Origin of the sequence: Mesorhizobium argentiipisi (SeqCode) (genome assembly GCF_037179585.1) — a bacterium.
Classification (GTDB): Bacteria; Pseudomonadota; Alphaproteobacteria; order Rhizobiales; family Rhizobiaceae; genus Mesorhizobium; species Mesorhizobium argentiipisi.
This window is the reverse complement of the sequence record NZ_JAPYKO010000004.1, coordinates 327439-352143: the sequence shown is the minus strand read 5'-3', so window position 1 is coordinate 352143 and position 24705 is coordinate 327439. Positions and strand designations below refer to the sequence as shown.

Sequence of the window (24705 nt, the reverse complement as noted above, 5' to 3'; positions counted from 1 at the left end):
CAGTCCAGTTCCTTCGCTATCAGGTCGAAGATCGTCTCATCCGACGCCGCAAAACCGTCCGCTAGGCTCAATTGGCCAAGCACTCGATCGACCATCGCGAATCCCTCCTCGCCGGATATCCGCATGGAATCACCGATCCGATTCTGTGCAAAGCCCTCACAAGGGGAGAGGTAGAAGCGCTACGGCCTCCTGAACTCCGTCGGGCCGCCATAGAGATAGCCGATGCGCTCGACCGCTTCCTTCAGCCCCTCGCGCGAGACCAGCATGGTGTGGCCGTTGGCGTGGATCATGTCTCTTTCGTCGGTCATGATCGCGACATGGCCTTTCCGAAAGACGAGGTCGCCGCGCCGGAGACCTGAATAGTCCGGACCCGGCTCCAACGGCGTGCCGATCGACGCCGCCTGCATATCGGAGTCGCGCAGCACATCCTTGCCCGTCATGCGCATTGCCAACTGCACGAGGCCGGAGCAGTCGATACCGAAGCCTGAGACCCCGCCCCAGAGGTAAGGCGTGCCGAGGAAGCTCTCGGCGACCGTGACGTAGTCCTCCGCCAGCTCGGCGATCGGCCGCAAATGGCGGGCGAAGATCGCCTGGCCGGAGGGCAGCAGCGCGTAATGCGTGCCGCGTGTTTCGGCCGAGCCGGTCACCGTGACTGTCGAGCCCATCGACAGCTGCCCGCTGATCGGAAAGCGCAGATCCGGTCCGGGATAGAGGAAGGTGCGCGGCACCGAAACGGTATGCGTGGGCGCACGCTCGCGCGTCCCAATCAGGTTGTCCGCCGCATAGCCGACATAGCCGTCGCGCTCGGCCTGCACCCAGGCCCAGCCTTCCGCATCCTCGAAGACGAGCACGTCGTCGCCGAACAGCGCCTGCGTGTTGACGCCCGCGTCGGGGCGCGGCGCCTTGCGCAGGTCGGCGACAGCGGCCGTGATCCGCGCCGGGCGGCCGGTGACGAAGCGGTCGGCGGCGACCTCGCCCTTCAGCCTCGCATCGGCAAGGTCGGAGCGGAAAGCATGAAGGCGGGCATCCCTGGCGGTCAAATCGATAATCCAGTCAAATCAGCAATGAACTCAGATGGGGCAATGAGGTCAGATGGGCAGCTCGTGCGCCTTGGCAACGATACCATCGCCGAAGCGCTCGACAAAGAGCGCGCCTTCCACCGTGCGCCGGATCAGCACGTTGCGCTTGTCGAGCTCGTCGCGATGGCGCGAGACCAGCTTCAGCGCGCCCATGGTGTCAAGCGCGCGGGTGATGACCGGCTTGGTGACGTTGAGCCTGGCGGCCAGCCCGCGCACCGTATGGGGCGGCGGATCGAGATAGATGGTGAACAGGATCGCCGTCTGGCGCATGGTGAGATCGGGCTCACCGTCCCGCACCTGGGCCAGCATCACCTGCTGCCACAGTCGCAAGGCCTGGCTCGGGCGCATCGAGATCGACATCGCCCAAGCATGCCGGCAAATTGTTTCGGTTCCGTTTCAGTGGCAGCATTTTGCCGCTACGCTCCGAAACGCTCGGCGATTACCCGCTCCAGCGCGCGAATGCCCTGCGCTTCGCCGCCGGTCAGGCCGTGGGGGCGATCGGCCGGATTCCAGGCGAAGATGTCGAAGTGCGCCCAACGGTGAGTCTTCTCGACGAAGCGCTTGAGGAAAAGTGCCGCGGTGATCGATCCGGCAAAACCGTCGGTGGTGACATTGTTGATGTCGGCAACCTTCGAGGAAAGCTTTGCGTCGTAGGGACGCCATAACGGCATGCGCCACAGCGGATCCTCGACCGCGACGGACGCGGCTGCAAGGTCGGCGGCAAGCGTCTCGTCGGCGGTGTAGAAAGGCGGCAGATCCGGCCCCAGCGCGACGCGGGCGGCTCCGGTCAGTGTCGCCATGTCGACCAGCAAAGCGGGCTGTTCCTCGTCTGCCAGCGCCAGCGCGTCGGCCAGGATCAGCCTGCCTTCGGCGTCCGTGTTGCCGATCTCGACCGTGATGCCCTTGCGGCTCCTGAGCACGTCGCCGGGCCGGAAGGCGTTGCCGGCGATCGAATTCTCGACGGCGGGGATCAGCACACGCAGCCGGACATTCAATTTCGCCGCCATGATCATGGCGGCGAGACCCAGCACATTGGCGGCGCCGCCCATATCCTTCTTCATCAGGAGCATGCCGGACGAAGGCTTGATGTCGAGGCCGCCGGTGTCGAAGCAGACGCCCTTGCCGACCAACGTCACCTTCGGCGCATCGCCCGGTCCCCAGATTATGTCGATCAGCCGTGGCGCGCCGGTAGAGGCACGGCCGACGGCATGGATCATCGGGAAGTTCCGCGCCAGGAGATCGTCGCCATGGATCACTGAGATGTCGGCGCCATGGGCGGCCGCTAGTTTCCGGGCTGCTTCTTCCAGTTCGAGCGGCCCCAGGTCGCTGGTCGGCGTGTTGACGAGGTCGCGTGTCAGGAACACGCTGTCGGCGACACGGCGGACATGCGCAGCATGGGCGCCCTCCGGAAGCGCAAAGCGCAAGGCCTTGCCGGGCTTCTTGCCGTAGCGGGTGAAGACATAGCCCCCAAGGACCAGCGCGAGCGCGGCGAGATCGGGCTGCGCGGGGCCCGACGCGAAATGCCAGTCGCCTTCCGGCAACGATCTTGCCAGCGCGCCGAGCGCAAGAACGCTTTCGCCGTCGCCTGTGCCGAACAGCGCGCCGGCAAGGCTGCCGCCCTCGCCCGGCAGGACAAGCGTGCGCCCTGCCTCGCCGGAAAAACCGTTGGCCCTGGCCCAGGCGACGGCAGAGGGCGGCAGCGCCGCGGCTTCAAGGGCATCCTTTGTCACCAGATAGACAGGCAAGGCGGCTTCCGGCTTCTGCTCAACGAGTTCGACAGGCATGTGATGATCTCCGGTTGAACAGTTCGAGTCGGCGCTTCTTAACGGTCCGTTAGGGTTAACAGAATATTTCTGCGGGAGGGAAGACGGCCAGCCAATGGCCGCACAGGAATGGAGACCGTGGGCCGATGCCGACCGAAGCGTTGAACCTTACAGCCAAGCGTCTGGTCACCACGGTCTTCATGGCGGCGCTGGCGGCCAGCGTGGCCGGTTGCGGCAGCACCAGCAAGTTCACTACGGGCTCCATCTCCCGCTCCGACAGCAGGCCGCTGGAAACGATGTCGTCCAGCGAATTACGCACCGCCACGTCCAGGCTTGGCCAATCCTATGCCCGCAATCCGAACGACAAGCGCATCGCGATGAATTTCGCGGCGGCGCTGCAGATGGACGGCGACGCCGACCAGTCGCTGGCGGTGATGCGCAAGCTGGCGATCGCCTATCCCAAGGATCGCGAGGTGCTTGCGGCCTATGGCAAGGCGCTTGCGGCCAACGGCCAGTTCGAGCCGGCCCTCGATGCAGTGCGGCGCGCACAGACGCCCGAATATCCGGACTGGAAGCTGGTGTCGGCGGAAGCCGCCATTCTCGACCAGATGGGACAGAAGGACGAAGCGCGGCAGGACTATCGCAAGGCGCTGGAACTGAAGCCGAACGAGCCTTCGGTGCTGTCCAATCTCGGCATGTCATACGTGCTCGAGGGCGACTTGCGCACGGCAGAAACCTATATGCGCTCTGCCGCGCAGCAGCCCGGCGCCGACAGCAGGGTGCGGCAGAATCTCGCGCTGGTCGTAGGCCTGCAGGGCCGTTTCGACGAGGCAGAGAAGATCGCTTCGCAGGAGCTGTCGCCCGAGCAGGCGCAGGCCAACGTCGCCTATCTGCGCCAGATGCTTGCCCAGCAGAACGCCTGGAGCCAGCTGAAGGATCAGGACAAGGGCAAGGCGAAGGTCGCCACGAACTGACCGCCGCGGATGGCGCTAAGCCGATCGCCTCTGAAAATTGAAAAGCCGCGCGGACCCCGCGCGGCTTTTTTGATTGATGCGTACGGCCCGCCTACTGGCTCGAGGAGCTGTGCTGGTCGCCGAAGATGCCGCGCTGGCTGACCTGGATGCCGGCCGGTCCCAGAATGATGGCGAACAGGACCGGCAGGAAGAACAGGATCATCGGCACGGTGAGCTTCGGCGGAAGGGCTGCGGCCTTCTTCTCGGCGGCATTCATGCGCATGTCGCGGCTTTCCGAGGCGAGCACGCGAAGCGCGTGCGCCACCGGCGTGCCGTAGCGTTCGGCCTGGACCAAGGCCTGGGACACCGACCTCACCGATTCCAGGCCGGTGCGGCTTGCCAGGTTCTCATAGGCGATCTTGCGGTCCTGCAGATAGGACAGCTCGGCATTGGTGAGCACGAATTCCTCGGCAAGCGCCACCGACTGCGCGCCGATTTCGTCGGCAACCCTGCGCAAGGCCGCTTCCACCGACATGCCGGATTCCACACAGATCAGCATCAGGTCGAGCGCGTCCGGCCACGCCAGCTGGATCGACTGCTTGCGCTTGGTCGCGCGGTTGTTGACGTAGACGATCGGCGCATAGAAGCCGCCATAGGCGACAACGACACAGACGAACAGCTTTATGAAAGTCGGCTGCAGCGGCAAGCCGCCGAGCACGAATAGATAGATGGCCGCCAAGGCAAAACCGACGAATGGCAGGACGAGGCGGAAGAAGAGGAAACGCGTCAGCGGGTTCTCGCCGCGGAAGCCCGCTACCTTGAGCTTCTGGATCGTGTTTTCATCGGCAAGCGCGCGCCTGAGATCGAGGCGGTCGACGACGTTGCGCATGCCGATGGACTGTTCCTCGCGCAGGCCTTTGCGACGGCGGTCGGCCTCGCTGGCCAGCCGCGCACGCTGCTCGGCGCGCAATTTGTCGCGTTCAAGGGCCACGCTTTTCATGCGCGACTTGAGCGACGTGCCGCCGAACGCCGGCATGAGCGTGAAGACGGTCGCGAACACGGCAATGCCGACCAGCATTGCGATCAGGAAAGAAGGGTCGGTGAGTGTTTTGACGACCTGCTCTGTCACTGGATCCGCGCCCCTACACTTCGAAATTCATCATCTTGCGCATCACCAGGATGCCGATCGACATCCACACACCCGCGCAGCCGAGGATCAGGTTGCCGACATTGGTGGTGAACAGCGGCATGATGTAGTTCGGGCTCGACAGATAGACGAGGAAGGCGACGACGAAGGGCAAGGCGCCGATGATGGCGGCGGATGCCTTGGCTTCCATCGACAGCGCCTGGACCTTGGCCTTCATCTTCTTGCGGTCGCGCAGGACGCGCGAAAGGTTGCCCAGCGCCTCGGACAAGTTGCCGCCGGCCTGCGACTGGATCTGGATGACGATGCCGAAGAAGCCGGCCTCGCTGCATGGCATCGTCTCGGACATGCGCATGGCGGCGTCGGGCACCGACATGCCCATCTGCTGGGAATCGACGATGCGGCGGAATTCGGAGCGGACCGGTTCGGGCGATTCGTTGGCGATCAGGCGGATCGCATCGTTGAGCGGCAAGCCGGACTTGACCGCGCGCACGATGATGTCGAGCGCGTTCGGGAACTCTTCCAGGAAGGCCTTGACGCGGCGTGTGCGGCGAAAGGAGACGAACCAGCGCGGCAGGCCGAGGCCGCCCGCCAGCAGGGCGCCGGGCAGAGCCCACAAAGGCGCGCCGAGGAAAAAGAGAAGGCCCGTAAGCACGATCCCGCAGACAGCGGAATAGATATAGAAGCGCTCGATCGGAACCTGCATCCCAGCCTGGCGGATCTGGACCTTCAGCGGCGGTTTCTTGACGTTGCGATCGTTGGTCTTCTGCTTCTCGTCGAGCTGCTTCAGCGAGTCCTGGACGTTTTTTCGCCGCTTGACCGCTTCGGCGGCGCGGTCACGCGTCGCTTTCACCACAGACCGGTCGGTTTCGGCGGTCTTGATGGTCTGAAGCCGCTTGCCGGCTTGCTGCTCGTTGTCGATGCGCGTGAACAGGAAAGCATAGGCCACCGCGCCGGCGCTGAAGCCGGCGAGTACGACGAAAGCCAATACGGTGGTATCAATTCCGAACATCGACCAGAGCCCCTGGGGCATTTCGCCGTTCCATGGAACCGGCGAACCGCCCTATCTCTTTGTTTTGACGCAATTCCGGACGGAAAACCGCTTCACCCTTTTCCTGGAATTGCTTCCAACTTCCAGATGCCTCAGTCAGCGCGTTTCTCCATCGCCTCGAGCGCGTTGGCGAGGCGCTGCTCCTCGCCATAATAGCGGGCGCGGTCCCAGAAATGCGGACGGCCGATGCCCGTCGACACATGCTCGCCGACCAGCCGGCCGCTCGAGTCCTCGCCCTTGATGTTGTAGAGGACAAGGTCCTGGGTGATGATGACATCACCTTCCATGCCGACCACCTCGGTGATGTGGGTGATGCGGCGCGAGCCGTCGCGCAGGCGGGCCGCCTGGATGATCACGTCGATCGAGCCGACGACGATCTCGCGCACCGTGCGCTGCGGCAGCGAATAGCCGCCCATGGCGATCATCGATTCGATACGGTTGAGGCATTCGCGCGGGCTGTTCGAGTGGATCGTCCCCATCGAGCCGTCGTGACCGGTGTTCATCGCCTGCAGCAGGTCGAACACTTCCGGTCCGCGCACTTCGCCGACGATGATCCGCTCCGGCCGCATGCGCAGGCAGTTCTTGACCAGGTCGCGCATGGTCACCTCGCCCTCGCCCTCCAGATTGGGCGGCCGGGTTTCGAGACGGACCACATGCGGCTGCTGCAGCTGCAGTTCAGCCGAATCCTCGCAGGTGATGACGCGTTCCTCACGGTCGATATAATTGGTCAGGCAGTTGAGCAGCGTGGTTTTGCCCGAACCCGTGCCGCCCGAAATGACGACATTGCAGCGGACGCGGCCTATGATCTTGAGGATTTCCGCGCCTTGCGGCGAGATGGCACCGAACTTGACCAGCTGGTCCAGCGTCAGCTTGTCCTTCTTGAATTTGCGGATGGTGAGCGCGGTGCCGTCGATCGAGAGCGGCGGCGCGATGACGTTGACGCGCGAGCCGTCGGGCAGGCGTGCGTCGCAGATCGGACTCGATTCGTCGACGCGGCGGCCGACCTGGCTGACGATGCGCTGGCAGATGTTGAGCAGCTGCTGGTTGTCGCGGAAACGGACGCCGGTCTGTTCGACCTTGCCATTGACTTCGATATAGACGTTCTTGGAGCCGTTGACCATGATGTCGGCGATGTCGTCACGGGCAAGCAAGGGCTCCAGCGGTCCATAGCCCAGAATGTCGTTGCAGATGTCCTCGAGCAGCTCTTCCTGCTCGGAGATCGACATCGCAAAGTTCTTGATCGCGATGATGTCGTTGACGATATCGCGGATTTCCTCGCGCGCGCTCTCGGGATCGAGCTTGGCGAGCTGCGACAGATCGATCGTGTCGATGAGCGCGGAGAAAACCTGGCTCTTGGTGTCGTAGTAGGTCTCCGAGCGCTCGCGCTGGACCCTTCTTGGCGGCTCCGGCGCCATGGGCGGCGCCTCGACGGGGCGGCGCGCGGGCGGCGTGCTGGACGGTGGCGCGACCGGTCGTTCGGCCGTCAAAGTTCCCATTGGAGGGGCGGCGGGAGCGGATGCCGGCGGACGGAATTCGGGCGTTGCCCGGCTGCCGTCGTCTTTGCCTCTTTTACCAAACATGATCGACTACCCGATGCCGCTCAATCAGCGTCACTTCTTGTTGCGCGAGAGCTTGCCGAGGATCGAGCCCAGGCCTGCCTTCTTCCTTGCCTTGATTTCGCTGCGTCCGGTCAGCACATGCGCTATTTCATTGATGATCGCGACGACCGGGCTCTTGGCGTCCATCTCGGAGAGCATGCGGCCGTTATTGGCGGCATTACCGAACAGCAGCGGTTCGAAGTTGATCACCGCCATCGGCGTGATGCCGAGCGGCTCGGCGAAGTCGGAAGCCGCGATCTCCGGCCGCTTCGGCACGCCCGCCTGGTTGATGATCAGCTTCGGCGGCGGATCGTTCGGACGCAGCCGTTTCAGCATGTCCACCATGTTCTTGGTGTTGCGAAGATTTGCGAGCTCGGGCGTGGCTGTGATGACGACCTCGTCCGCCTTGATCAGCGTGCTCTTGGTCCACCCGCTCCAGACGTGAGGGACGTCGAGGACCAGCAGAGGCGCGCTGCGCTGCGCCGTCTCGATGATCTGCGCGAAGGCCTCGGAGTCGAAATCATAGACGCGCTCGAGCGTGGAGGGAGCCGCGAGCAGCGACAGATGCTCGGCGCATTGCGCGAGCAGGCGGTCGAGATAGACCTCGTCCACCCGCTCCGGCGAAAACACCGCCTCGGCGATGCCTTGCGCCGGATCCTGGTCGAAATTGATGTTGGCGGTGCCGAAGGCGAGATCGAGATCGGCGATGACGACTTCGGACTTGAACAGGGAAGACATCGCCCAGGCGACATTGTGAGCGATGGTCGAGGAGCCCACGCCACCCTTGGCGCCGATGAAGGCGATCGAGCGGCCGATCGGCTCCGAATCCGGATCGACGAAGATCGACGATACGACGCTGACGATGTCGGACATCGAGACCGGCGCGATGACATATTCGGAGATGCCTGAGCGGATAAGCTCGCGGTAGAGCCCGACATCATTGTAGTGACCTATGACCACGACCTTGGAGGACGGATCGCAATATTCCGCGAGCTGGCCCAGTTGTTCGAGCAATTGCTGCGGTTCGCTGCGGGATTCCAGCAGGATCAGGTTCGGTGTCGGCGCGGACTGGTAGAACTCGATCGCGGTCGGAATGCCGCCCATATGGACCTTGAGATGGGCCTTGGCCATCCGGCGATCCTCGCCGGCACGCGCGACGGGATTGGCGACCCCCTCGGTCTCGCAGAAGGCCTGGATCGAAATGCGCGGCACGGGACGCAGCGCCTGCATGGCGGCGATGTCCTGCTGCGAAAGGTCGCCGGTCTCCGCGGGCGTGTCGTAGGCAAGATTGCTCATCGTCATGCTCTTTCCGTGACTGCTCTCTTCGTCGTCCGGCGCGGCTTAGTAGGTTACTTCCGAATTGCCGAGGAACTCGTCCGAGATGCCCCTCTCGCGATACGTGTCGATCACCGCGCCACGATTTTCGGCGTCGATGTCGGACTGCTTGCGCGGCCCGATCAGATCGTTGGGATTGGCGACTTGAGCCGCGAGGTTGTTTTGGTACGAGCAGCCGAAGTCGGCATAGTGCTTGTTCTCAGAGGTCTCCAGGATGTCATCTGGCCAACGGCCGCATTTGTCGGTTTGGGCCCGCACCGCGACAAAGGCGACGCGCACCGGCGCGGACGCTTCCGGCACCGCCGACTGGTAGGATGTGATGACGATGCGGTTGCGCTTCACGCCCGCCGCCATGGCGAGCCTGGCAAAATCGCGGCCGGCCGATCGGGCGGCGACCTCGTTGGCGGACCCGACCGGCATCGCGATCGTAAGAGCCGGCGCGGCGCTCTTGTCATAGCCGTCGAGAAAGCCCAGCAGCGTATCGCGCTGCGCGGCGGTCATGCCGCGATCGCCGGCGCCGACCGGCAGGTCGATCTTCTGGTTCTTCTCGGCGATGACGATCGGATGGGTCGTGCGGTAATCGTCCGGAATCGACCCGACCGTGACGCTGTCACGGTTGGCGCAACCTGCGAGCGACGACGCCAGCATAACTGCGAGTGCCGGGACCACCTGCCGACGGAGCCTTGCGATGCCGGATGCTGTCCGGACCGTCATGACCTTCGATGCTGGCTTGGACATATCCGCATTCCTACTCATTTGTAGATGAAGCCGACGACGCCGTGGTAGCGGCCTGGCGGTCTGTCGGTCTGCATAGTGCCGTAGACGCGGTTGACGCGGCCGAGGAACATGCCGGCGCCGTCGCTCGCAGGATTGAAATTGTCATCCGGCTTCGCCAGATCGTTGCGTGCAACAGGCTTGACCAGGTAAGGCGTGATGATGATGACGAGCTCGCTTTCGTTGCGCACGAAATCGCGGCTGCGAAATAGAGCGCCGAGGACCGGTATCTTTGTCAGGCCAGGCATGCCGTTGAGGGCCTGGCGCACATCGTCACGAACAAGTCCCGCGATCATCATCGATCCTCCGGAAGGCAGCTCCACGGTCGTATCCGCCAGGCGCTTGCGCAGCGATATGATGTTGGTATCGCCAAATGCAACGGAGCCCTCCGTCGTCGGCTCCGACACCGCTGTTCTTACTTTCAGGCTGATACGGCCAGCCGACAGGACCACCGGTTGGAATTCCAGTCCGATGCCATAGTCGACCTTCGATGACGTCCAGGTTCTGTCGGCATTCTGATTGTCTGCCGATTTGTTGCTGGTGACGGCGGTCACTATGTTGTATTCGCCGCCGACCTTGAACGTCGCCTTCTCACCGGAGACCGCCGTTAACGTGGGTTCCGCCAGTGTCTTCATGGCACCAGACTGCTCCATGGCGTTGATGGTGCCTTGCAGGGATGAAGTGGCGAAGCTCAAGCCTGAGGCGGACAGTGGCTTGCCCAGACCCGGGAAAGTATCGCTGATCGCACCATAGCTGATGCCATTGCTGCCACCGCGGCCAACCATGTTAACGCCGAGCTGCTTCATCACCGAGCGGCTGACCTCCGCGACGGTCACCTTCAGCGTCACCTGGTCGTCGCCGACGATCTGCAGGAGGTTGACGATCTTGGAGGTCCGGCGCTCCTGGTCGGGGTTGTTGATGTCGACGCCGCCATTGACCGAGCCGCCGGCAGCGGTCTGCGAATATTGACCCGTCGTCGCTTCACCGCCGGACACGAAGATGGTTGCAAGGTCGACGGCGCGCTTGGAATCGAGGGGCGTGTCGACCATGCCCGTCAGGACGACGTTGTCATTGAGAAGCTCGACCTTGATCTGCGAAGACGGGATGAAGCGCCTCAGATAGTCTTCCAGCCCGGCGACGTCGCGCTCGACGGCCAGATCCAGGCTGACGATCTGCTCGCCATTGGGACCGAAAACAAAGATGTTGGTTTCGCCGACCGCCTTGCCGAACAGGTAGATGCGCCGCGCCGTGCGCGTCACGGCATCGGCAACCGCCGGATTGGCGACAAGGATATCATAGGCGTCGCTCGGCAAGTCGATGACCACGGATTTGTTGAGGCCGAGCTTGACGCGCTGCGTGGCGACGGAAGCCGACACGCCGGCGCTCGCGGCCTTGGCTTCGACCAGTCCCGGGGCGCTGGTGCCGACCAGGAAAAAACCGATCGCCGCGGCGGCCAGGACGGGCAGCAGTTTGCCGTTCAGCCTCATTTCCTTGCTCCTACCTCGGAAACCTCGCCCGACTTGATCAGACGCACCGTTCCGCGCCGGCCATTGCCGTTGACCAGATAGTCGGCTTCTTCCGTACTCTTTTCATGGATGTCGGTGATCGGACGCAGCGCGAGCGTCAGGCGGTCCGCCATCTGCTGCGCCACCGTGATGATCTCCGCCTGCTGCGGTGTCAATTCCAGCGTCGCGGTCTGGCCGACCCTGGTCTTCTTGCCTTCCTCGTCTTCCTGGATGGTCTGGTCGATGGCCAGCACGCGGATGTTCTTGAGGATCGTCTCGGTGTTGAAGCCGCTGCCGCCATTGCCGGTGTCGGCGCGGCGGGTCATGATGACGTCGACGAAGTCGTTGGGCAGGATGAAGCCGCCGGCGGACGTGTCAGCCGATATCGCGGTCGCGACGGCGCGCATGCCGGAAGGCAGGATCGACGACATGAAGCTTTGCCCCTCGCCGACCAGCTTGGAGCGCCGCAAAGGTTCGCCGGTATACATGGCAACGCGGGCGACCGAGCCCTTGAGTTTTTCGACCGCGTCAGGCTCGGCGGCGCGCGTGATGAAATTGGCGTTGACGCCATCGGCCGGCCATTGTTCCCAGCTGATGTTGGTGCCGAGCTGGCTTCCCATCGGAACGTCGCCGGAAAGCACCAGCACATCCTGCAGTGCGATCGCCGGCTGCTTGGGCGCATCGACGACGACCTGAGGCGGCGGTGCCACGACCATGTTCTTCGCCACATAGCCAGCGCCACCCGCCGCGACCGCAGCCACGCCCAGAATAATCAATCGGGATGCTGGCATTCGTCCGAAACCCTTCGCCTCAAGGCAATCCACCTCGCCAGGCCGGACTTTGCAGCTGCAATCGTCAAAACAAGGTTAATGCAATACTTACGATCGTGATTAATTTAAGGTTTACTCAAATTAGACGGAACGGCCCGCCGTTAACAAAAAGGGGGCGGCCGGGCCGCCCTTTTTCTGACAGAAGGCGGTCAGGCCGCCGGGCATGGCCGAGATCGATGGCATCGCGACATCAACCGCGCGAGGCCTATGTCGTGAGCCTCTCCAGCGCCCACACCATCAGCGGCGAATCCGGGAAGGTGATCAGCCCACCCGCGCCGAGCGCAATGCCATATGGGATGCCAACGCTCTCGTCCGCGAAATGGCGCAGGAATCGGTTGTGGCCGGTGTACATGGAGAGCGGCGATTTCCGGTAAGCAAGGATTGCCGCCGTAAGCAGGCCGCCAATGAAAGCCGACGTCACCAGATAGCCGATCAGGTTGATGTTGAGGCCCATCCATAGAGCGGTCGCGGCCAGAAGCTTGGCGTCGCCGCCGCCCATGCCACCGAGCGCAAAAAGGCCGAACGTCATCGCGAGCACGAGGGCGCCGGCAGCGAAGTGCCAGCCATAGGTTGCCCAGTCCATTCCGGTGAGCGGCGCGACAAGCGCGAATGTGGCCACCAGCAACACGGGAACGCGGTTGGCGATCGTCATCGACAAGGTGTCCGAGACCGCAGCGAACAGCATGCAGAAAGGAAAGACGACGAAGATCACGGCTTCAAGCATGGATGCGGCCGCCTGTGGCAAGTTTTCAGCGGCATCCTAGGCGCGCCGGATTAATGATCGATGAGGCCTGATGATCAAAATCGGCCGACTGCATGAAAAAGGGCCACCAGTGGCGGCCCTCTTCTTCTTGTTCGAAAGGCGCGATACCGCTGCCTGTCACGGATTCCCGGCGCTGTTAAGCGTGTCGGCAATGTTCTTGAACTTGGCGTTCAGCGAGGTGCCGAGCGCTCCAGCGCCGATCATGATGGCGAGCGCGATGAGAGCGGCGATCAAACCGTATTCGATGGCGGTCGCGCCGGATTCGTCTTTCGCGAAACGTGCAATGAGATTAGACATTCGAGAGCTCCTACTCCACGTGTTGCAGCACTTCCGTCAACTTCTCTTCGCGGTTGATCGGATGCCGCAAATTTAGGGAGAAGCCGTTTCAATCGGCTTAATAAACAGCCTTAGCGATTCCTTTCCGGTTGCGAACGCGCTGTGTGGTTAATCGTGGCCTAAACATCGCCAGGGAGCCTGGGCCCCCGGGAAACCGGCGCTTGTGCAATATTCCTAAAACAGTAAGCGCCATGGACGCATGGCACACCATGCAGACGATCCTTAATCATGCCGGGCCCGGTTTAACCGTTGCTTCACCAATCTCGTTCATGTTCCGTTGAAGAATCTGCCCGCCCGGAGCGCTTCAATGACGTTGTCGAGATCGCTGTTTCCAGTCGCCGCGTTGCTGGCAACTGCCGCCTTGGTCATGCCGGCCAGGGCCGGCGCGGGGATAGAGGTCACCATGAACCAGGCAAAGATCGTCAAATTGTCACGTGCGGCCGACACAGTCGTCATCGGCAATCCGGCGATTGCCGACGCCTCCGTGCAGGACGCCTCGACCATCGTTCTCACCGGCAAGGGCTTCGGTGTCACCAATATGGTCGTGCTCGATTCCGACGGCAGCCCGATCATCGATGAACAGGTAACCGTCGTGCGACAGGCCGCCTCCTCAGTGCGCATCTACAGACGCGCCGAAGTCCAGACCATGTCCTGCACCCCCTATTGCGAGAGTGCGTTCAAGACCGAGGCCGAGAAGGCTTCCGAATCCGAGATGAGCGCCGGGCACTGACCCTGCGAGGGGCGAGCGCCACGGGCATTAAAGACAGCTTAAACCTTGCCCGGCGAATTTAACGATCATCCAAACCGGAACTCAATGGGTTTTCGCTACCTTGCCGCCGGTACCGCAAAGGGGATCGGCAGGAAGCCAATATGAGCAAGGATGCCACAGCCGGCAACGGCATGGACAGCAAGGCGCGCGCCGGATCGCGCCCCGGCTTCTTCAGCGACAGGCGCGGCAGCACGGCCATGGAATTCGCGTTGCTGGCCATCCCATTCGCGCTTCTCGTCTTCGCCATCCTCGAGAGCTGCATTTCGTTCGCCGGCCAGGAGGTGATGGCCAACGTCACCGACGATGTCGCCCGCCAGTTGCGGACCGGGCAGTTGCAGAAGACGAACGTCACCGAAGCCTCCATCAAGCAGCTGATCTGCAGCAGGCTTGAGATCATGGTGGCCAAGGACTGCCCGGGATTGCTGGTGGATCTGCGCGAATATCCGAGTTTCGCCGACGCCGCCACGGCGGGCTTCAAAATCGTCAATGGCGACATCGTGCTGGTGCAAGGCACCAACTCGATGAACTTCACGGTCTCGCCGGGGCTGGCGGAGACCATCAACATGCTGCGGGTGTTCTACAAATGGCCGGTGATGACCGATTTCATGGCCAAGTCGATGGCAAATCTGAAGGACGGCAAAACGCTGCATTTCGCGTCCGTGACCTGGCAGAACGAACCATTCGACGACAATTGAGACTGCTCGACGGCTAAGCCGCGGCGTGGAGGACGATATGCACAGTGCGGGGGCACTCCGGGGGATTTCGGCGAAGGTGGAGCGGTTTTGCCGCGATCGCCGCGGCGTCGCGGCGATCGAGTTCGCGTTCATCGTGCCGGTGCTCCTGATCATGTATTTCATCACGATGGAGGCTTCGCAGGCCATCGAGACCAGCAAGAAGGTCAGCCGCATCGGCAGCATGGTCGCGGATCTCGTCACGCAGCAGCAGACCGTGATGACGGCGAACCTCGACGCAATGATGAAGATCGGCACATCGACGCTGCGGCCTTACAACCGTTCATTGCCGACGATCATCATCACAGGCATACAGATCACGGACGAAGCGTCGCCGAAGGTGCAGGTTGCATGGTCGCGCAAGGTGGTGGGGACCACCTACAGCGCCGACGCCAAGATCGGCGATCCCACGACCGTCCCCTCGACGCTGAAAATCCGCAACACTTTCCTGGTTCGCGTGGAAAGCGACCTCGGCTATGTGCCCGTCATCGCCTGGAGCGAGAACAACAACCAGCAGAAGGCGCTTGGATTGTTGTCGACCTTCAGCCACATAAACATGAGCGAGACCTATTATCTCAGGCCTCGCCGGTCCCCGACGATTCCTTGCAGCGACTGCTGATCGTCACTCCCGGCCGTCAGATGCCTGCCGCACGATGGTCATCGCCATGGCGTAATCCGCGGACATCGCCTGCACGAAGCCACCGGAATGCGCCCGCTCCAGCAGGTCGTACACATCGGGCGTCTGTGACTTGAGATTGGTCAGGAAGACCGTCAGCCGGCGCTTTGCCTCGGGGTCGAGATCGCTGCGGACGGCGTGCGGCCCGTAGCGCAAGAGGCGCGAAGTCCACAACACGCGAAGCGACGCTTGAGGGATGCCAGCCGCCTCCAGCCGCGCGACCGTGCCGTCGGAATGGCTGGGCTGGCCGTCGGCACCGGCCGGCTCCCAGCCGAACAGGGCATCCGCTTCGCCGCCGGCCAGCATCGTCTCGGCCGCGGTGGCTGAAGCGGCACGCGCCAGGAAGGTCGAATCGCGCGCGATCTTGACGCCATCGGCCGATAGCGCCGCCAGCGGCAGCAGCGCGCCACCGACATTTTCGGCCGGCGCGATCGCGATCCGGTGCGAGGCCATTGTTGCGAGGTCCGGCACTTTACCGTCGCGCGTCACCAGGATGGAACGGATGCCAACGGCGCCGTCGGCATCGACCGGCGCCACCAGCGGCTCGACACAGCCGCAGCGCTCGGAAGCCGTGGCGTAGCCGAGAGCGGAATAGACCGCGTATTGCACGCGTCCGCTCGCCTGTGCCTCGATCAACGCCGCGTAGTTGCGCGCAACGACGAACTCGACCTTCATGCCGAGCGCATTGGCATAAGCGTCGGTCAGGCGCGCGAGCCCCGGAACGGTGTTGCCGCCGCCCGGTTCGGCGACGATGCCGATGCGAAACGTATCGATGTCGTCACGCCAGTCGGCGCGTGCCGGCAATGAGGCAGCGCCGAACGCCGCGAGAGCGGCCGCGCACGCCTTCACTGCCTGCCTTGCCGCGGTTTTGCCGCGCCCCACCATACCCGCTTCGCTCCCGCCGCATCCGCGCCTTGCCGCAACTATGGCGCCAAGCCGTTGCGGTTTGGTTTCCGATTTGCCAACACCACCGGGGAACCTTATGTCTGGCAGTCAGGACTGACAACAAAGATACCCATGGCGCGCGCGTTCCTGTTTGTTCTCGATTCTTTCGGCATCGGCGGCGCGGCCGACGCCGAACGCTATGGCGATGCCGGCGCCGACACGTTCGCACATATTTTTCAGGCCTGCGCCGATGGTCGTGCCGATCGGCAAGGTTTGCGCGAAGGGCCGCTCGCGGTGCCCAACATGATGTCGCTCGGACTTGGCCTGGCGGCGCAAACCGCGTCGGGATTGAGGGCCGGCATCGACGCGCCGCCGATCGCCTCGGCCTTCCATGGCGCCGCCCAGGAAGTGTCGAGCGGCAAGGATACGCCCTCCGGCCACTGGGAGATCGCCGGCCTGCCGGTGCGTTTTAACTGGGGCTATTTCCCCGACACGGTGCCGACCTTCCCGGCCGAGCTCACCGACGCGATCATCCGCGAGGGCAAGCTGCCTGGCATCCTCGGCAATTGCCATGCGCCCGGAACCGAGATCATCGAGCGGCTCGGCGAAGAGCATATCCGCACCGGCAGACCGATCTGCTATACGTCGGTCGATTCCGTGCTGCAGATCGCCGCGCATGAAACGCATTTCGGCCTGGAGCGGCTTTATGAGCTGTGCCTCACGGTGCGCCGGCTGGTCGATCCACTCAAGATCGGGCGGGTGATCGCGCGACCATTCGTGGGCGAGACGCCCGCTACATTCCAGCGCACCCACAATCGCCGCGACTATGCAGTGCCGCCGCCGGAGCCGACCCTGCTCGACCGGCTAACGGAGCGCGGCAGCAAGGTCATCGCCGTCGGCAAGATCGGCGACATCTTCGCTCATCGCGGCATTTCGGAAGTGCGCAAGGCCGGCGGCAACATGGCCATGTTCGACAAGGCGCTCGATGCCATGGACGACGCCGGCGACGGCGACCTGGTCTTTGCCAATTTCGTCGATTTCGATACCGAATTCGGCCACCGACGCGATGTCGCCGGCTATGCCGCGGCGCTCGAAGCCTTCGACCGCCGGCTGCCGGAGGCGCTGTCGCGCATCAGGCCTGGCGACCTGCTCATCCTCACCGCCGATCATGGCAACGATCCGACCTGGCGCGGCACCGACCATACGCGCGAACGCGTTCCGGTGATCGGTATTGGGCCGGGGCTGAAGGGCGGCGATATCGGGCTGAGGCCGACCTTCGCCGATATCGGCGAAACCGTCGCGGATCATCTCGGCCTGGCAACCGGTCGCCATGGGACATCCTTCCTCGCAACGATGAGCGGCCATGCCTGAACTGCCTGAGGTCGAGACGGTCCGGCGCGGACTGCAGCCGGTCCTGGAAGGGGCGCGGCTCATCAAGGTCGAGGCACGCAGGCCCGACCTTCGCTTTCCTTTTCCCGAACGCTTTTCGGAGCGACTTACCGGCAAGACAGTGGCGGCGCTTGGCCGCCGCGCCAAATATCTGACGATGCATGTGGAAGACGGTCTGGTCCTGATCTGCCATCTCGGCATGTCGGGATCGTTCCGGGTCGAGGCCGCCGAGAGCAGCGACATCCCCGGCATCTTCCATCACGAGCGTTCGAAAAGCGCGGCGCACGACCATGTCGTGTTCGACGTCGACTCGGAAAAAGGCGAGCGCTCTCGCGTCATCTTCAACGACCCGCGCCGCTTCGGCTTCATGCTGTTTGCCGAAGGCGCGGCGGACACGCATCCGATGCTGGCGGGACTCGGCATCGAGCCAACCGGCAACGCGCTAGACGGCCCCCTGCTCGCCTCACTACTGAAGGATCGCAGATCGCCGCTCAAGGCGGCGCTGCTCGATCAGCGGCTGATCGCCGGGCTCGGCAATATATATGTCTCGGAAGCACTGTGGCGCGCCGGGCTCTCGCCGCTGCGCGAAGCCGGCACCATCGCCGGGTCGGCCAAGAAGGCGAAAGAACAAAGCGAGCGCCTCGCCGAAGCGATCCGTGCTGTCATCGCCGATGCGATCGCCGCCGGCGGCTCCTCCCTGCGCGACTATGTCCAGGCCGACGGATCGCTCGGCTATTTCCAGCATTCCTTCGCGGTCTACGACCGCGAGGGGGAGCCGTGCCAGAAGCCGGGCTGCCGCGGCCACGTCGAGCGCATCGTGCAAAGCGGCCGCTCGACCTTTTATTGCCGGACCTGTCAGCGGTAAGCTAGGAACGATATCGATCGTCCCACTGCCGCGGAAGGAAGCGAACCATGACCTATGAAACCATTCTCGTGGAAACACGCGGCAAGGTCGGGCTGATCACGCTGAACCGGCTCAAGGCGCTCAATGCGCTGAACTCGCAAGTCCTTGCGGAGGTCGTCGCGGCGGCGAGCGCGTTCAATGCCGATCCCGGCATCGGCGCGATGGTGCTTACGGGCTCTGAAAAGGCGTTTGCCGCCGGCGCCGACATCAAGGAAATGCAGGCGATGTCCTTCGCCGACGCCTATACCCAGGACTTCTTCGTCGGCTGGGAGGAATTCACGCGCACGCGCAAGCCCATCATTGCGGCGGTCGCGGGCTATGCGCTCGGCGGCGGCTGCGAGCTTGCCATGATGTGCGACTTCATCATCGCCGGCGACAATGCCAAATTCGGCCAGCCCGAAATCACGCTCGGCGTCATGCCGGGCATGGGCGGATCGCAGCGGCTGACCCGCTTCGTCGGCAAGTCGAAGGCGATGGACATGTGCCTGACTGGGCGGATGATGGACGCGGCCGAAGCCGAGCGGAGCGGGCTGGTCTCGCGGGTGGTGCCGGTCGCCGAGCTCATCGAGGAAGCGCTGAAGGCGGCGGCGAAGATCGCCGAGTTCTCGCTGCCATCGGTGATGATGACCAAGGAGGCCGTCAACCGCGCTTACGAGACGACGCTCGCCGAAGGGTTGCGCTTCGAGCGACGCCTGTTCCATTCGCTGTTTGCGCTCGACGATCAGAAGGAAGGCATGGCTGCGTTTGTCGAGAAGCGGAAGCCGAATTTCACCAACCGCTAGATCAGACCGCCCGATGACTGAAAGCGGGTGACGACGCGACGCGCTTTCCGTCTCCAAAAAGACCGCCAAGTGGCGTTGACGTGCCGGAAAAGCTGGACTATAAGCCGCACCAACCGAGGCGGCCTGTGGCTGCCCGTTTGTTTTTTGCGCCCTGCGGCATCCCGCTGGCGCCCACCAGATCAGAAGAGAGGCATCATGGCCAACACATCTTCGGCCAAAAAGGCAACGCGCAAGATCGCCCGCCGCGCGGCGGTCAACAAGAACCGCCGCTCGCGCGTCCGCAGCTATGTCCGCAAGGTCGAAGAAGCGCTGGCCGCCGGCGACAAGGCCGCGGCGGTGGAAGCCTTCAAGGCAGCGGAGCCGGAATTGATGCGCGCCGCCACCAAGGGCGTCGTCCACAAGAACACGGCTTCCCGCAAGGTTTCGCGACTGGCCCAGCGGGTCAAGACGCTGTCGGCCTGACCGAACTAATCCTCGATACGTCGATGTGGAACCCGGCCGCGCAGGCCGGGTTTTTTCGTTTGCCGGCAAGTACTTAAAAAAATTGCGCCAGAGCAACGCTTGTGACGCGATTCCAATGCCAGTAATGTTTTGCCGGCATATTCAGCGCCGTTGATGTCGGCACGCCCTCCCTGCGGCAGCTGCCTAAATTTGTCTGGCAAAAAATCGATAGCTTTTTCAGAGACTTACGACGGGTCATCCACAGCTTGTTCAACGCGCGCCCGAGCGGCGGGGGAGAAGTAGCTGTCAAGAGAATTATTTCAGAATATTTCGTTTCAGGCGGCCTTTTTCATATTCGCCGGAAAAGGGTTTGAATCACAATGGCTTTGTCAAAACGGACCGTGCCGGCACCCGATTTCCGGTAACCAGATTCGTTAAAAAACCGTTAGATGTGGCCTTGCCCTATCCACAGCGATTTCGGTAATGTCCATCCATCGAAGGGACGGGCTCTAGCCCCTGACCCAGCCTGAATCGGCCAGCACAAAATGGCGGAATTCATGACGTGGAGCAATTCCGCGTCTGGCTTGGTTTGTCTCTTCGGTGCGGGTAGGGGACTGGCGTAATTGTACATGGCAGTCGATGTCTCACCGGCGTTTCCGCCGGAGGGCGATGCATTGCCTTGCTGTCGGAAGCCGGCGTGCGGAGCCGGTAGCTGGTCCCTTGCGCGAGTTGCGACGACATTGCCGCGGCGGCAATGGCATCGTGGCTGAATGAGGGTCGCCGGACCAAGGATGCAGGAGGCGCATCCCCGGTGGAAAAGGGTACGAGAAGAACAAGGGACTTGGATCATGCAAAGCGGCATCGAGAGGGAGATAGCGGGCGAGCTCCCATTTCCAGCAACTTTTGTCGGAGGGGGCGACGTGGCGGTATCCAGCGACGCGGAACAGAAGTTCGAACGGGTCAAGGCACAGCTGAAGGCGCGTCTTGGAGCCGAGGTCTATTCGAGCTGGTTCGGTCGCATGAAGGTCGCCGAGGCGTCCCGCGGCGTTGTGCGCATCTCCGTGCCTACAGCCTTCCTGCGGTCCTGGATCAACGGCCATTATCTCGAGCTCATCGCGGAGCTGTGGCGGCATGAGGATCCGGACGTCCTCAAGATCGAGATCGTCGTGCGCACCGCGACGCGCCAGGGGCGCAACCCTGTCGAGCCGGAAGTGGCGCCGGCGCGCAAGATGACAAAGCACACGCACACCGCGCTCGCCAACGGCACCGCGACCACCGGGCGCGTGGAACAACGGGCGCCGGCGCCGCGTCAGGGCGCGTCCGCGGAACCGGAGTTCCGCCACAATGTGCTGGGGTCGCCGCTCGACCCCCGCTATACCTTCGCCTCCTTCATCGAGGGGCCGTCGAACAGAGTGGCCTTCGCGGCGGCCAAGGCGGTGGCGGAATCGCAGTCGAGCGCAGTCCGTTTCAACCCGCTTTTCCTGCATGCGACCGTCGGACTCGGCAAGACGCACCTGCTGCAAGCGATCGCGGCGGAATCGCTGCGGCAAAACCCGAAGTCGCGCGTCGTCTACCTGACCGCGGAATATTTCATGTGGCGCTTCGCCACCGCGATCCGCGACAACAACGCGCTGACGCTGAAAGAGCAACTGCGCGACATCGATCTCCTGATCATCGACGATATGCAGTTCCTGCAGGGCAAGTCGATCCAGCACGAATTCTGCCATCTCATCAACATGCTGCTCGACAGCGCCAAACAGGTCGTGGTCGCGGCCGACCGGCCGCCGTCGGAACTGGAATCGCTGGAGCCGCGCGTGCGTTCGCGCCTGAATGGCGGCGTGGCGCTGGAAATGTCGACGCCGGATTTCGCCATGCGGCTCGGCATGCTGAAGCTGCGCCGCGCCACCGCCAAGACCGATGACACCTCGCTCGATATCTCGGACGAAATCCTGGAGCATGTCGCGCGCACGGTGACCGGCAGCGGACGCGAGCTCGAAGGCGCCTTCAACCAGCTTCTGTTCCGCCAGTCCTTCGAGCCGCAAATCACCATCGACCGCATCGACGAGATCCTCGGTCACATCTACCGCTCCGGCGAGCCGAAGCGGGTGCGCATCGAGGACATCCAGCGCATCGTGGCGCGCCACTACAACGTGTCGAAGACGGAGCTTCTGTCCAACCGGCGCACGCGCACGATCGTCAAGCCACGGCAGGTGGCGATGTATCTGTCGAAGGTGATGACGCCGCGCTCATTGCCGGAGATCGGGCGGCGCTTCGGCGGCCGCGATCACACGACGGTGCTGCATGCCGTGCGCAAGATCGAGGACCTTTCGGGCGGGGACAACACGCTGGCACAGGAACTCGAACTGCTCAGAAGGCTGATCAACGACCAGGCCTGAAGGGGCGCACAAACAGCCGGCGGCACGCTTCGCCGGCTTTATCCCCAGAAGGCCCGCGCTGCCGGCCGAAACCGGCGCCGCGGGCTTGCCTTTGCTGGCTTTTTACTGTCAGCTTACGGAGATTCTGGAAGCCTTTCAGCGCTTTCGCGGGATACCGCCTGCCGGTGACCCGTTCATTCATTGAAGCGAGCCTGTTCGTCATGCGTGTTATCCTGGAACGGTCAAATCTCCTGAAGTCCCTCAACCACGTCCACCGCGTGGTCGAGCGGCGCAACACCATTCCGATCCTGTCCAACGTGCTGCTCAGCGCCGAGGGCGCCAGCCTTGAGATGAAGGCGACCGACCTCGACCTCGAAGTCACGGAGGCGACGCCCGCCAAGGTCGAGCGTGGCGGCGCGACGACGGTGCCGGCGCATCTGCTCTACGATATCGTGCGCAAGCTTTCCGACGGCGCCGAGGTGATGCTGAAGACGGACGAGGACGGCAACGCGATGACCGTCACCTCCGGCCGTTCGAGCTTCCGTCTGCAGTGCCTGCCGCAATCCGACTTCCCGGAGCTTTCGGCCGGTTCGTTCTCACATATCTTCCGGCTGGAATCGGCGGCGCTCAAGGGGCTGATCGACAAGACACAGTTCGCCATCTCCACCGAGGAGACGCGCTACTATCTCAACGGCATCTTCCTGCACACGCATGAGGTGGGCGGCAAATTGAAGCTGCGCTCGGTGGCGACCGATGGGCATCGCCTGGCGCGGGCCGAGATCGACGCGCCGGCGGGTTCCGAAGGCATGCCCGGCATCATCATTCCGCGCAAGACGGTGAGCGAGCTGCAGAAGCTGGTCGACGATCCCGATGTGGCGGTGACCACGGAGCTGTCGGACACCAAGATCCGCTTCACCATCGGCAGTGTGGTTTTGACCTCGAAGCTGATCGACGGCACTTTCCCCGACTATCAGCGTGTCATCCCGACCGGCAACGACAAGAAGCTGATCATCGATCGCCAGAGCTTCGCCGCAGCGGTAGACCGCGTTTCGACCATTTCCTCCGAGCGCGGCCGGGCGGTGAAACTGTCGATCAATGACGGCCAGGTGACGCTCGCGGTCAACAATCCGGATTCGGGCAGCGCCACCGAGGAACTGGCGGCCGACTATTCGTCGGACCCGATCGAGATCGGCTTCAATGCCAAATACCTGCTCGATGTCGCGGCCCAGCTCACCGGTTCCGAGGCCAAGTTCATGCTGGCCGACGCCGGTTCGCCGACGCTGATCCATGACATGGCCGACGAAACAGCGCTCTATGTGCTGATGCCGATGCGGGTCTAGGGTGCTTTGTCGGGGCAGTTCCGGACGGAAAACCGCTGTGCACTTTTCCTGGAATTGCTCTAGCGGACCCGATGTGTCGCCGTGACCGCGGATGCGAAACAGCTTCGGCAGCAAAGCTATTTAAGTAAGCTAACACTTACGAATTTCCGCAACTACGCGGCGCTGTCGCTCGACCTTGCCCCTGGCGCGGTGGTGTTGTCGGGCGACAATGGCGCGGGCAAGACCAATCTCCTGGAAGCGATCTCGTTCCTGACACCCGGCCGGGGCCTGCGCCGCGCGCCCTATGCGGATGTCGCGCGCGAAGGCGGCGATGGCGGCTTCGCCTTGCATGCGCGCATCGAGGGACCGGAAGGAGAGGTCGAGATCGGCACCGGCATGTCCGGCGGCGACGCCGCCGGCGAAGGCGGCAGGAAGGTGCGGATCAACGGCGCGCCGGCGCGATCGGCCGAGGATATGCTGGAATGGCTGCGGGTCGTCTGGCTGACGCCGGCGATGGACGGGCTGTTTCCCGGGCCGGCGGCGGACCGCCGCCGCTTCCTCGATCGGCTGGTACTGGCGATCGACCCCGGCCATGGCCAGCGCGCGCTCGACTACGAGAAAGCCATGCGCGGCCGTAACCGCCTGCTTACCGAAGGTTCCCGCGACGGCGCCTGGTTCGACGCGATCGAGATGCAGATGGCCGAGACCGGGGTGGCGATCGCGGCGGCGCGGGCCGAGCTGGTGCGGCTGCTTGCCGCCATGATCGACAGATTGCCCGGCAGCGGGCCGTTTCCGCAGGCCGACATCAGTCTCTCGGGGGACCTGGAGAGCGAGGTCGCCGTCGCGCCGGCCGTCGATGTGGAGGAGCGCTTCCGCCACGCGCTTGCCAACGGCCGCGAGCGCGACCGTGCCGCTGGCCGCACGCTGGACGGTCCCCACCGTTCCGACCTCGTGGTGCGGCACCGGCCGAAGTCGATGCCGGCCGAACTGTGCTCGACCGGCGAGCAGAAGGCGCTGCTGGTCGCCATCGTGCTGTCGCATGCCAGGTTGACCGGCGAGATGTCGGGACTGACGCCGATCCTTCTCCTGGACGAGATCGCCGCGCATCTCGACGCGGGCCGGCGCGCGGCGTTGTTCTCGATCCTGGAAGAACTGAACTGCCAGGCCTTCATGACCGGCACGGATGCCGCCTTGTTTTCGAGCCTTGCAGGCAGAGCGCAATTCCTGACGGTCGATCACGGCAGCGTCGAGCGGACGACTGGTTTTTGAGGACCAAGTCTCTGCCTTGCATGTGCATGACAAG

23 protein-coding genes and 1 pseudogene are annotated in these 24705 nt (G+C 63.4%); 11 read left to right on the top strand and 13 right to left on the bottom strand.

Annotated features, from left to right (window positions below; all coding sequences use genetic code 11):
* Positions 1–179 precede the first annotated feature (179 nt).
* The 3 genes from O7A05_RS09770 to O7A05_RS09760 are packed head-to-tail and all read right to left on the bottom strand — an operon-like array spanning position 180 to position 2863.
* Positions 180–1040 (bottom strand): C40 family peptidase, encoded by an 861-nt coding sequence (locus O7A05_RS09770; protein WP_337092792.1) that lies wholly within the window; start codon positions 1038–1040, stop codon positions 180–182.
* A gap of 48 nt (positions 1041–1088) precedes the next feature.
* The gene (locus O7A05_RS09765) at positions 1089–1439 is read right to left on the bottom strand and encodes a MarR family winged helix-turn-helix transcriptional regulator (RefSeq protein ID WP_337092791.1); all 351 of its coding nucleotides are present in this window, start codon (positions 1437–1439) and stop codon (positions 1089–1091) included.
* Positions 1440–1495: 56 nt separating this feature from the next.
* A complete protein-coding gene (locus O7A05_RS09760) occupies positions 1496–2863 on the bottom strand; it encodes a leucyl aminopeptidase family protein (RefSeq protein WP_337092789.1) in 1368 nt (455 codons plus the stop codon).
* Positions 2864–2988: 125 nt separating this feature from the next.
* Between O7A05_RS09760 and O7A05_RS09755 the strand changes: the two genes are divergently transcribed.
* Positions 2989–3816 (top strand): tetratricopeptide repeat protein, encoded by an 828-nt coding sequence (locus O7A05_RS09755; protein ID WP_337092788.1) that lies wholly within the window; start codon positions 2989–2991, stop codon positions 3814–3816.
* Positions 3817–3907: 91 nt separating this feature from the next.
* Here the strand turns inward: O7A05_RS09755 and O7A05_RS09750 are convergent, their stop codons facing one another.
* From O7A05_RS09750 to O7A05_RS09710, 9 genes are all read right to left on the bottom strand, one after another.
* On the bottom strand, positions 3908–4924 hold the full coding sequence (locus O7A05_RS09750) for a type II secretion system F family protein (protein ID WP_337092787.1): 1017 nt from the start codon (positions 4922–4924) through the stop codon (positions 3908–3910).
* A gap of 13 nt (positions 4925–4937) precedes the next feature.
* On the bottom strand, positions 4938–5951 hold the full coding sequence (locus O7A05_RS09745) for a type II secretion system F family protein (protein WP_337092786.1): 1014 nt from the start codon (positions 5949–5951) through the stop codon (positions 4938–4940).
* Positions 5952–6082: 131 nt separating this feature from the next.
* Positions 6083–7570 (bottom strand): CpaF family protein, encoded by a 1488-nt coding sequence (locus O7A05_RS09740; protein ID WP_337092785.1) that lies wholly within the window; start codon positions 7568–7570, stop codon positions 6083–6085.
* A 30-nt stretch (positions 7571–7600) separates the two neighbouring features.
* The gene (locus O7A05_RS09735; protein WP_337092784.1) at positions 7601–8884 is read right to left on the bottom strand and encodes an AAA family ATPase; all 1284 of its coding nucleotides are present in this window, start codon (positions 8882–8884) and stop codon (positions 7601–7603) included.
* 45 nt (positions 8885–8929) lie between these two features.
* On the bottom strand, positions 8930–9661 hold the full coding sequence (locus tag O7A05_RS09730) for a CpaD family pilus assembly protein (protein ID WP_337092783.1): 732 nt from the start codon (positions 9659–9661) through the stop codon (positions 8930–8932).
* A 14-nt stretch (positions 9662–9675) separates the two neighbouring features.
* Complete coding sequence (locus O7A05_RS09725) at positions 9676–11184, bottom strand: type II and III secretion system protein family protein (protein ID WP_337092782.1); 1509 nt, start codon at positions 11182–11184, stop codon at positions 9676–9678.
* Positions 11181–11993, bottom strand: coding sequence for a Flp pilus assembly protein CpaB (cpaB, locus tag O7A05_RS09720; protein ID WP_337092781.1), 813 nt, complete (start codon positions 11991–11993; stop codon positions 11181–11183). The genes O7A05_RS09725 and cpaB overlap by 4 nt, the downstream gene beginning before the upstream one ends.
* Before the next feature lie 244 nt (positions 11994–12237).
* Positions 12238–12756: an A24 family peptidase gene (locus O7A05_RS09715; protein WP_224581801.1), complete on the bottom strand. Its 519-nt coding sequence runs from the start codon at positions 12754–12756 to the stop codon at positions 12238–12240.
* Between the two features lie 156 nt (positions 12757–12912).
* Positions 12913–13092 (bottom strand): Flp family type IVb pilin, encoded by a 180-nt coding sequence (locus tag O7A05_RS09710; RefSeq protein ID WP_337092779.1) that lies wholly within the window; start codon positions 13090–13092, stop codon positions 12913–12915.
* A 346-nt stretch (positions 13093–13438) separates the two neighbouring features.
* Between O7A05_RS09710 and O7A05_RS09705 the strand changes: the two genes are divergently transcribed.
* From O7A05_RS09705 to O7A05_RS09695, 3 genes are all read left to right on the top strand, one after another.
* Positions 13439–13861, top strand: coding sequence for a pilus assembly protein N-terminal domain-containing protein (locus O7A05_RS09705; protein WP_337092778.1), 423 nt, complete (start codon positions 13439–13441; stop codon positions 13859–13861).
* A 140-nt stretch (positions 13862–14001) separates the two neighbouring features.
* A complete protein-coding gene (locus O7A05_RS09700) occupies positions 14002–14595 on the top strand; it encodes a TadE/TadG family type IV pilus assembly protein (protein WP_415926985.1) in 594 nt (197 codons plus the stop codon).
* Positions 14596–14632: 37 nt separating this feature from the next.
* Positions 14633–15250, top strand: a complete 618-nt coding sequence (locus O7A05_RS09695) for a TadE/TadG family type IV pilus assembly protein (RefSeq protein WP_337092777.1) — start codon at positions 14633–14635, stop codon at positions 15248–15250.
* Between the two features lie 3 nt (positions 15251–15253).
* Here the strand turns inward: O7A05_RS09695 and O7A05_RS09690 are convergent, their stop codons facing one another.
* Entirely contained in the window at positions 15254–16192 is a 939-nt protein-coding gene (locus O7A05_RS09690; RefSeq protein ID WP_337092775.1) for a phosphate/phosphite/phosphonate ABC transporter substrate-binding protein, read from the bottom strand.
* A gap of 132 nt (positions 16193–16324) precedes the next feature.
* Here O7A05_RS09690 and O7A05_RS09685 point away from each other — a divergent pair, with 132 nt between their 5' ends.
* From O7A05_RS09685 to recF, 7 genes and pseudogenes are all read left to right on the top strand, one after another.
* Entirely contained in the window at positions 16325–17563 is a 1239-nt protein-coding gene (locus O7A05_RS09685) for a phosphopentomutase (protein WP_337092774.1), read from the top strand.
* On the top strand, positions 17556–18446 hold the full coding sequence (gene mutM, locus O7A05_RS09680; RefSeq protein ID WP_337092773.1) for a bifunctional DNA-formamidopyrimidine glycosylase/DNA-(apurinic or apyrimidinic site) lyase: 891 nt from the start codon (positions 17556–17558) through the stop codon (positions 18444–18446). The genes O7A05_RS09685 and mutM overlap by 8 nt, the downstream gene beginning before the upstream one ends.
* Positions 18447–18493: 47 nt before the next feature.
* On the top strand, positions 18494–19267 hold the full coding sequence (locus O7A05_RS09675; RefSeq protein WP_337092772.1) for an enoyl-CoA hydratase: 774 nt from the start codon (positions 18494–18496) through the stop codon (positions 19265–19267).
* A 195-nt stretch (positions 19268–19462) separates the two neighbouring features.
* Positions 19463–19729 (top strand): 30S ribosomal protein S20, encoded by a 267-nt coding sequence (gene rpsT, locus O7A05_RS09670; protein ID WP_095819340.1) that lies wholly within the window; start codon positions 19463–19465, stop codon positions 19727–19729.
* A 926-nt stretch (positions 19730–20655) separates the two neighbouring features.
* Positions 20656–22104 (top strand): annotated as a pseudogene (gene dnaA / locus O7A05_RS09665) (chromosomal replication initiator protein DnaA); the annotation flags it as partial.
* 200 nt (positions 22105–22304) lie between these two features.
* Positions 22305–23423 carry a DNA polymerase III subunit beta gene (gene dnaN / locus O7A05_RS09660; protein ID WP_337092808.1) on the top strand — a complete coding sequence of 373 codons (1119 nt, stop codon included), beginning with the start codon at positions 22305–22307 and terminating at the stop codon, positions 23421–23423.
* 81 nt (positions 23424–23504) lie between these two features.
* A complete protein-coding gene (gene recF / locus O7A05_RS09655; protein ID WP_337092769.1) occupies positions 23505–24671 on the top strand; it encodes a DNA replication/repair protein RecF in 1167 nt (388 codons plus the stop codon).
* The last annotated feature ends 34 nt before the right edge of the window (positions 24672–24705 follow it).

Excerpts from the sequence above, each read along its gene's own strand:
- O7A05_RS09765 (WP_337092791.1), bottom strand. The coding sequence starts at position 1,439 with ATGTCGATCTCGATGCGCCCGAGCCAGGCCTTGCGACTGTGGCAGCAG.
- O7A05_RS09760 (WP_337092789.1), bottom strand. The coding sequence starts at position 2,863 with ATGCCTGTCGAACTCGTTGAGCAGAAGCCGGAAGCCGCCTTGCCTGTC.
- O7A05_RS09755 (WP_337092788.1), top strand. The coding sequence starts at position 2,989 with ATGCCGACCGAAGCGTTGAACCTTACAGCCAAGCGTCTGGTCACCACG.
- O7A05_RS09745 (WP_337092786.1), bottom strand. The coding sequence starts at position 5,951 with ATGTTCGGAATTGATACCACCGTATTGGCTTTCGTCGTACTCGCCGGC.
- O7A05_RS09740 (WP_337092785.1), bottom strand. The coding sequence starts at position 7,570 with ATGTTTGGTAAAAGAGGCAAAGACGACGGCAGCCGGGCAACGCCCGAA.
- O7A05_RS09735 (WP_337092784.1), bottom strand. The coding sequence starts at position 8,884 with ATGAGCAATCTTGCCTACGACACGCCCGCGGAGACCGGCGACCTTTCG.
- O7A05_RS09730 (WP_337092783.1), bottom strand. The coding sequence starts at position 9,661 with ATGTCCAAGCCAGCATCGAAGGTCATGACGGTCCGGACAGCATCCGGC.
- O7A05_RS09725 (WP_337092782.1), bottom strand. The coding sequence starts at position 11,184 with ATGAGGCTGAACGGCAAACTGCTGCCCGTCCTGGCCGCCGCGGCGATC.
- cpaB (WP_337092781.1), bottom strand. The coding sequence starts at position 11,993 with ATGCCAGCATCCCGATTGATTATTCTGGGCGTGGCTGCGGTCGCGGCG.
- O7A05_RS09715 (WP_224581801.1), bottom strand. The coding sequence starts at position 12,756 with ATGCTTGAAGCCGTGATCTTCGTCGTCTTTCCTTTCTGCATGCTGTTC.
- O7A05_RS09710 (WP_337092779.1), bottom strand. The coding sequence starts at position 13,092 with ATGTCTAATCTCATTGCACGTTTCGCGAAAGACGAATCCGGCGCGACC.
- O7A05_RS09705 (WP_337092778.1), top strand. The coding sequence starts at position 13,439 with ATGACGTTGTCGAGATCGCTGTTTCCAGTCGCCGCGTTGCTGGCAACT.
- O7A05_RS09700 (WP_415926985.1), top strand. The coding sequence starts at position 14,002 with ATGAGCAAGGATGCCACAGCCGGCAACGGCATGGACAGCAAGGCGCGC.
- O7A05_RS09695 (WP_337092777.1), top strand. The coding sequence starts at position 14,633 with ATGCACAGTGCGGGGGCACTCCGGGGGATTTCGGCGAAGGTGGAGCGG.
- O7A05_RS09690 (WP_337092775.1), bottom strand. The coding sequence starts at position 16,192 with ATGGTGGGGCGCGGCAAAACCGCGGCAAGGCAGGCAGTGAAGGCGTGC.
- O7A05_RS09685 (WP_337092774.1), top strand. The coding sequence starts at position 16,325 with ATGGCGCGCGCGTTCCTGTTTGTTCTCGATTCTTTCGGCATCGGCGGC.
- mutM (WP_337092773.1), top strand. The coding sequence starts at position 17,556 with ATGCCTGAACTGCCTGAGGTCGAGACGGTCCGGCGCGGACTGCAGCCG.
- O7A05_RS09675 (WP_337092772.1), top strand. The coding sequence starts at position 18,494 with ATGACCTATGAAACCATTCTCGTGGAAACACGCGGCAAGGTCGGGCTG.
- rpsT (WP_095819340.1), top strand. The coding sequence starts at position 19,463 with ATGGCCAACACATCTTCGGCCAAAAAGGCAACGCGCAAGATCGCCCGC.
- dnaN (WP_337092808.1), top strand. The coding sequence starts at position 22,305 with ATGCGTGTTATCCTGGAACGGTCAAATCTCCTGAAGTCCCTCAACCAC.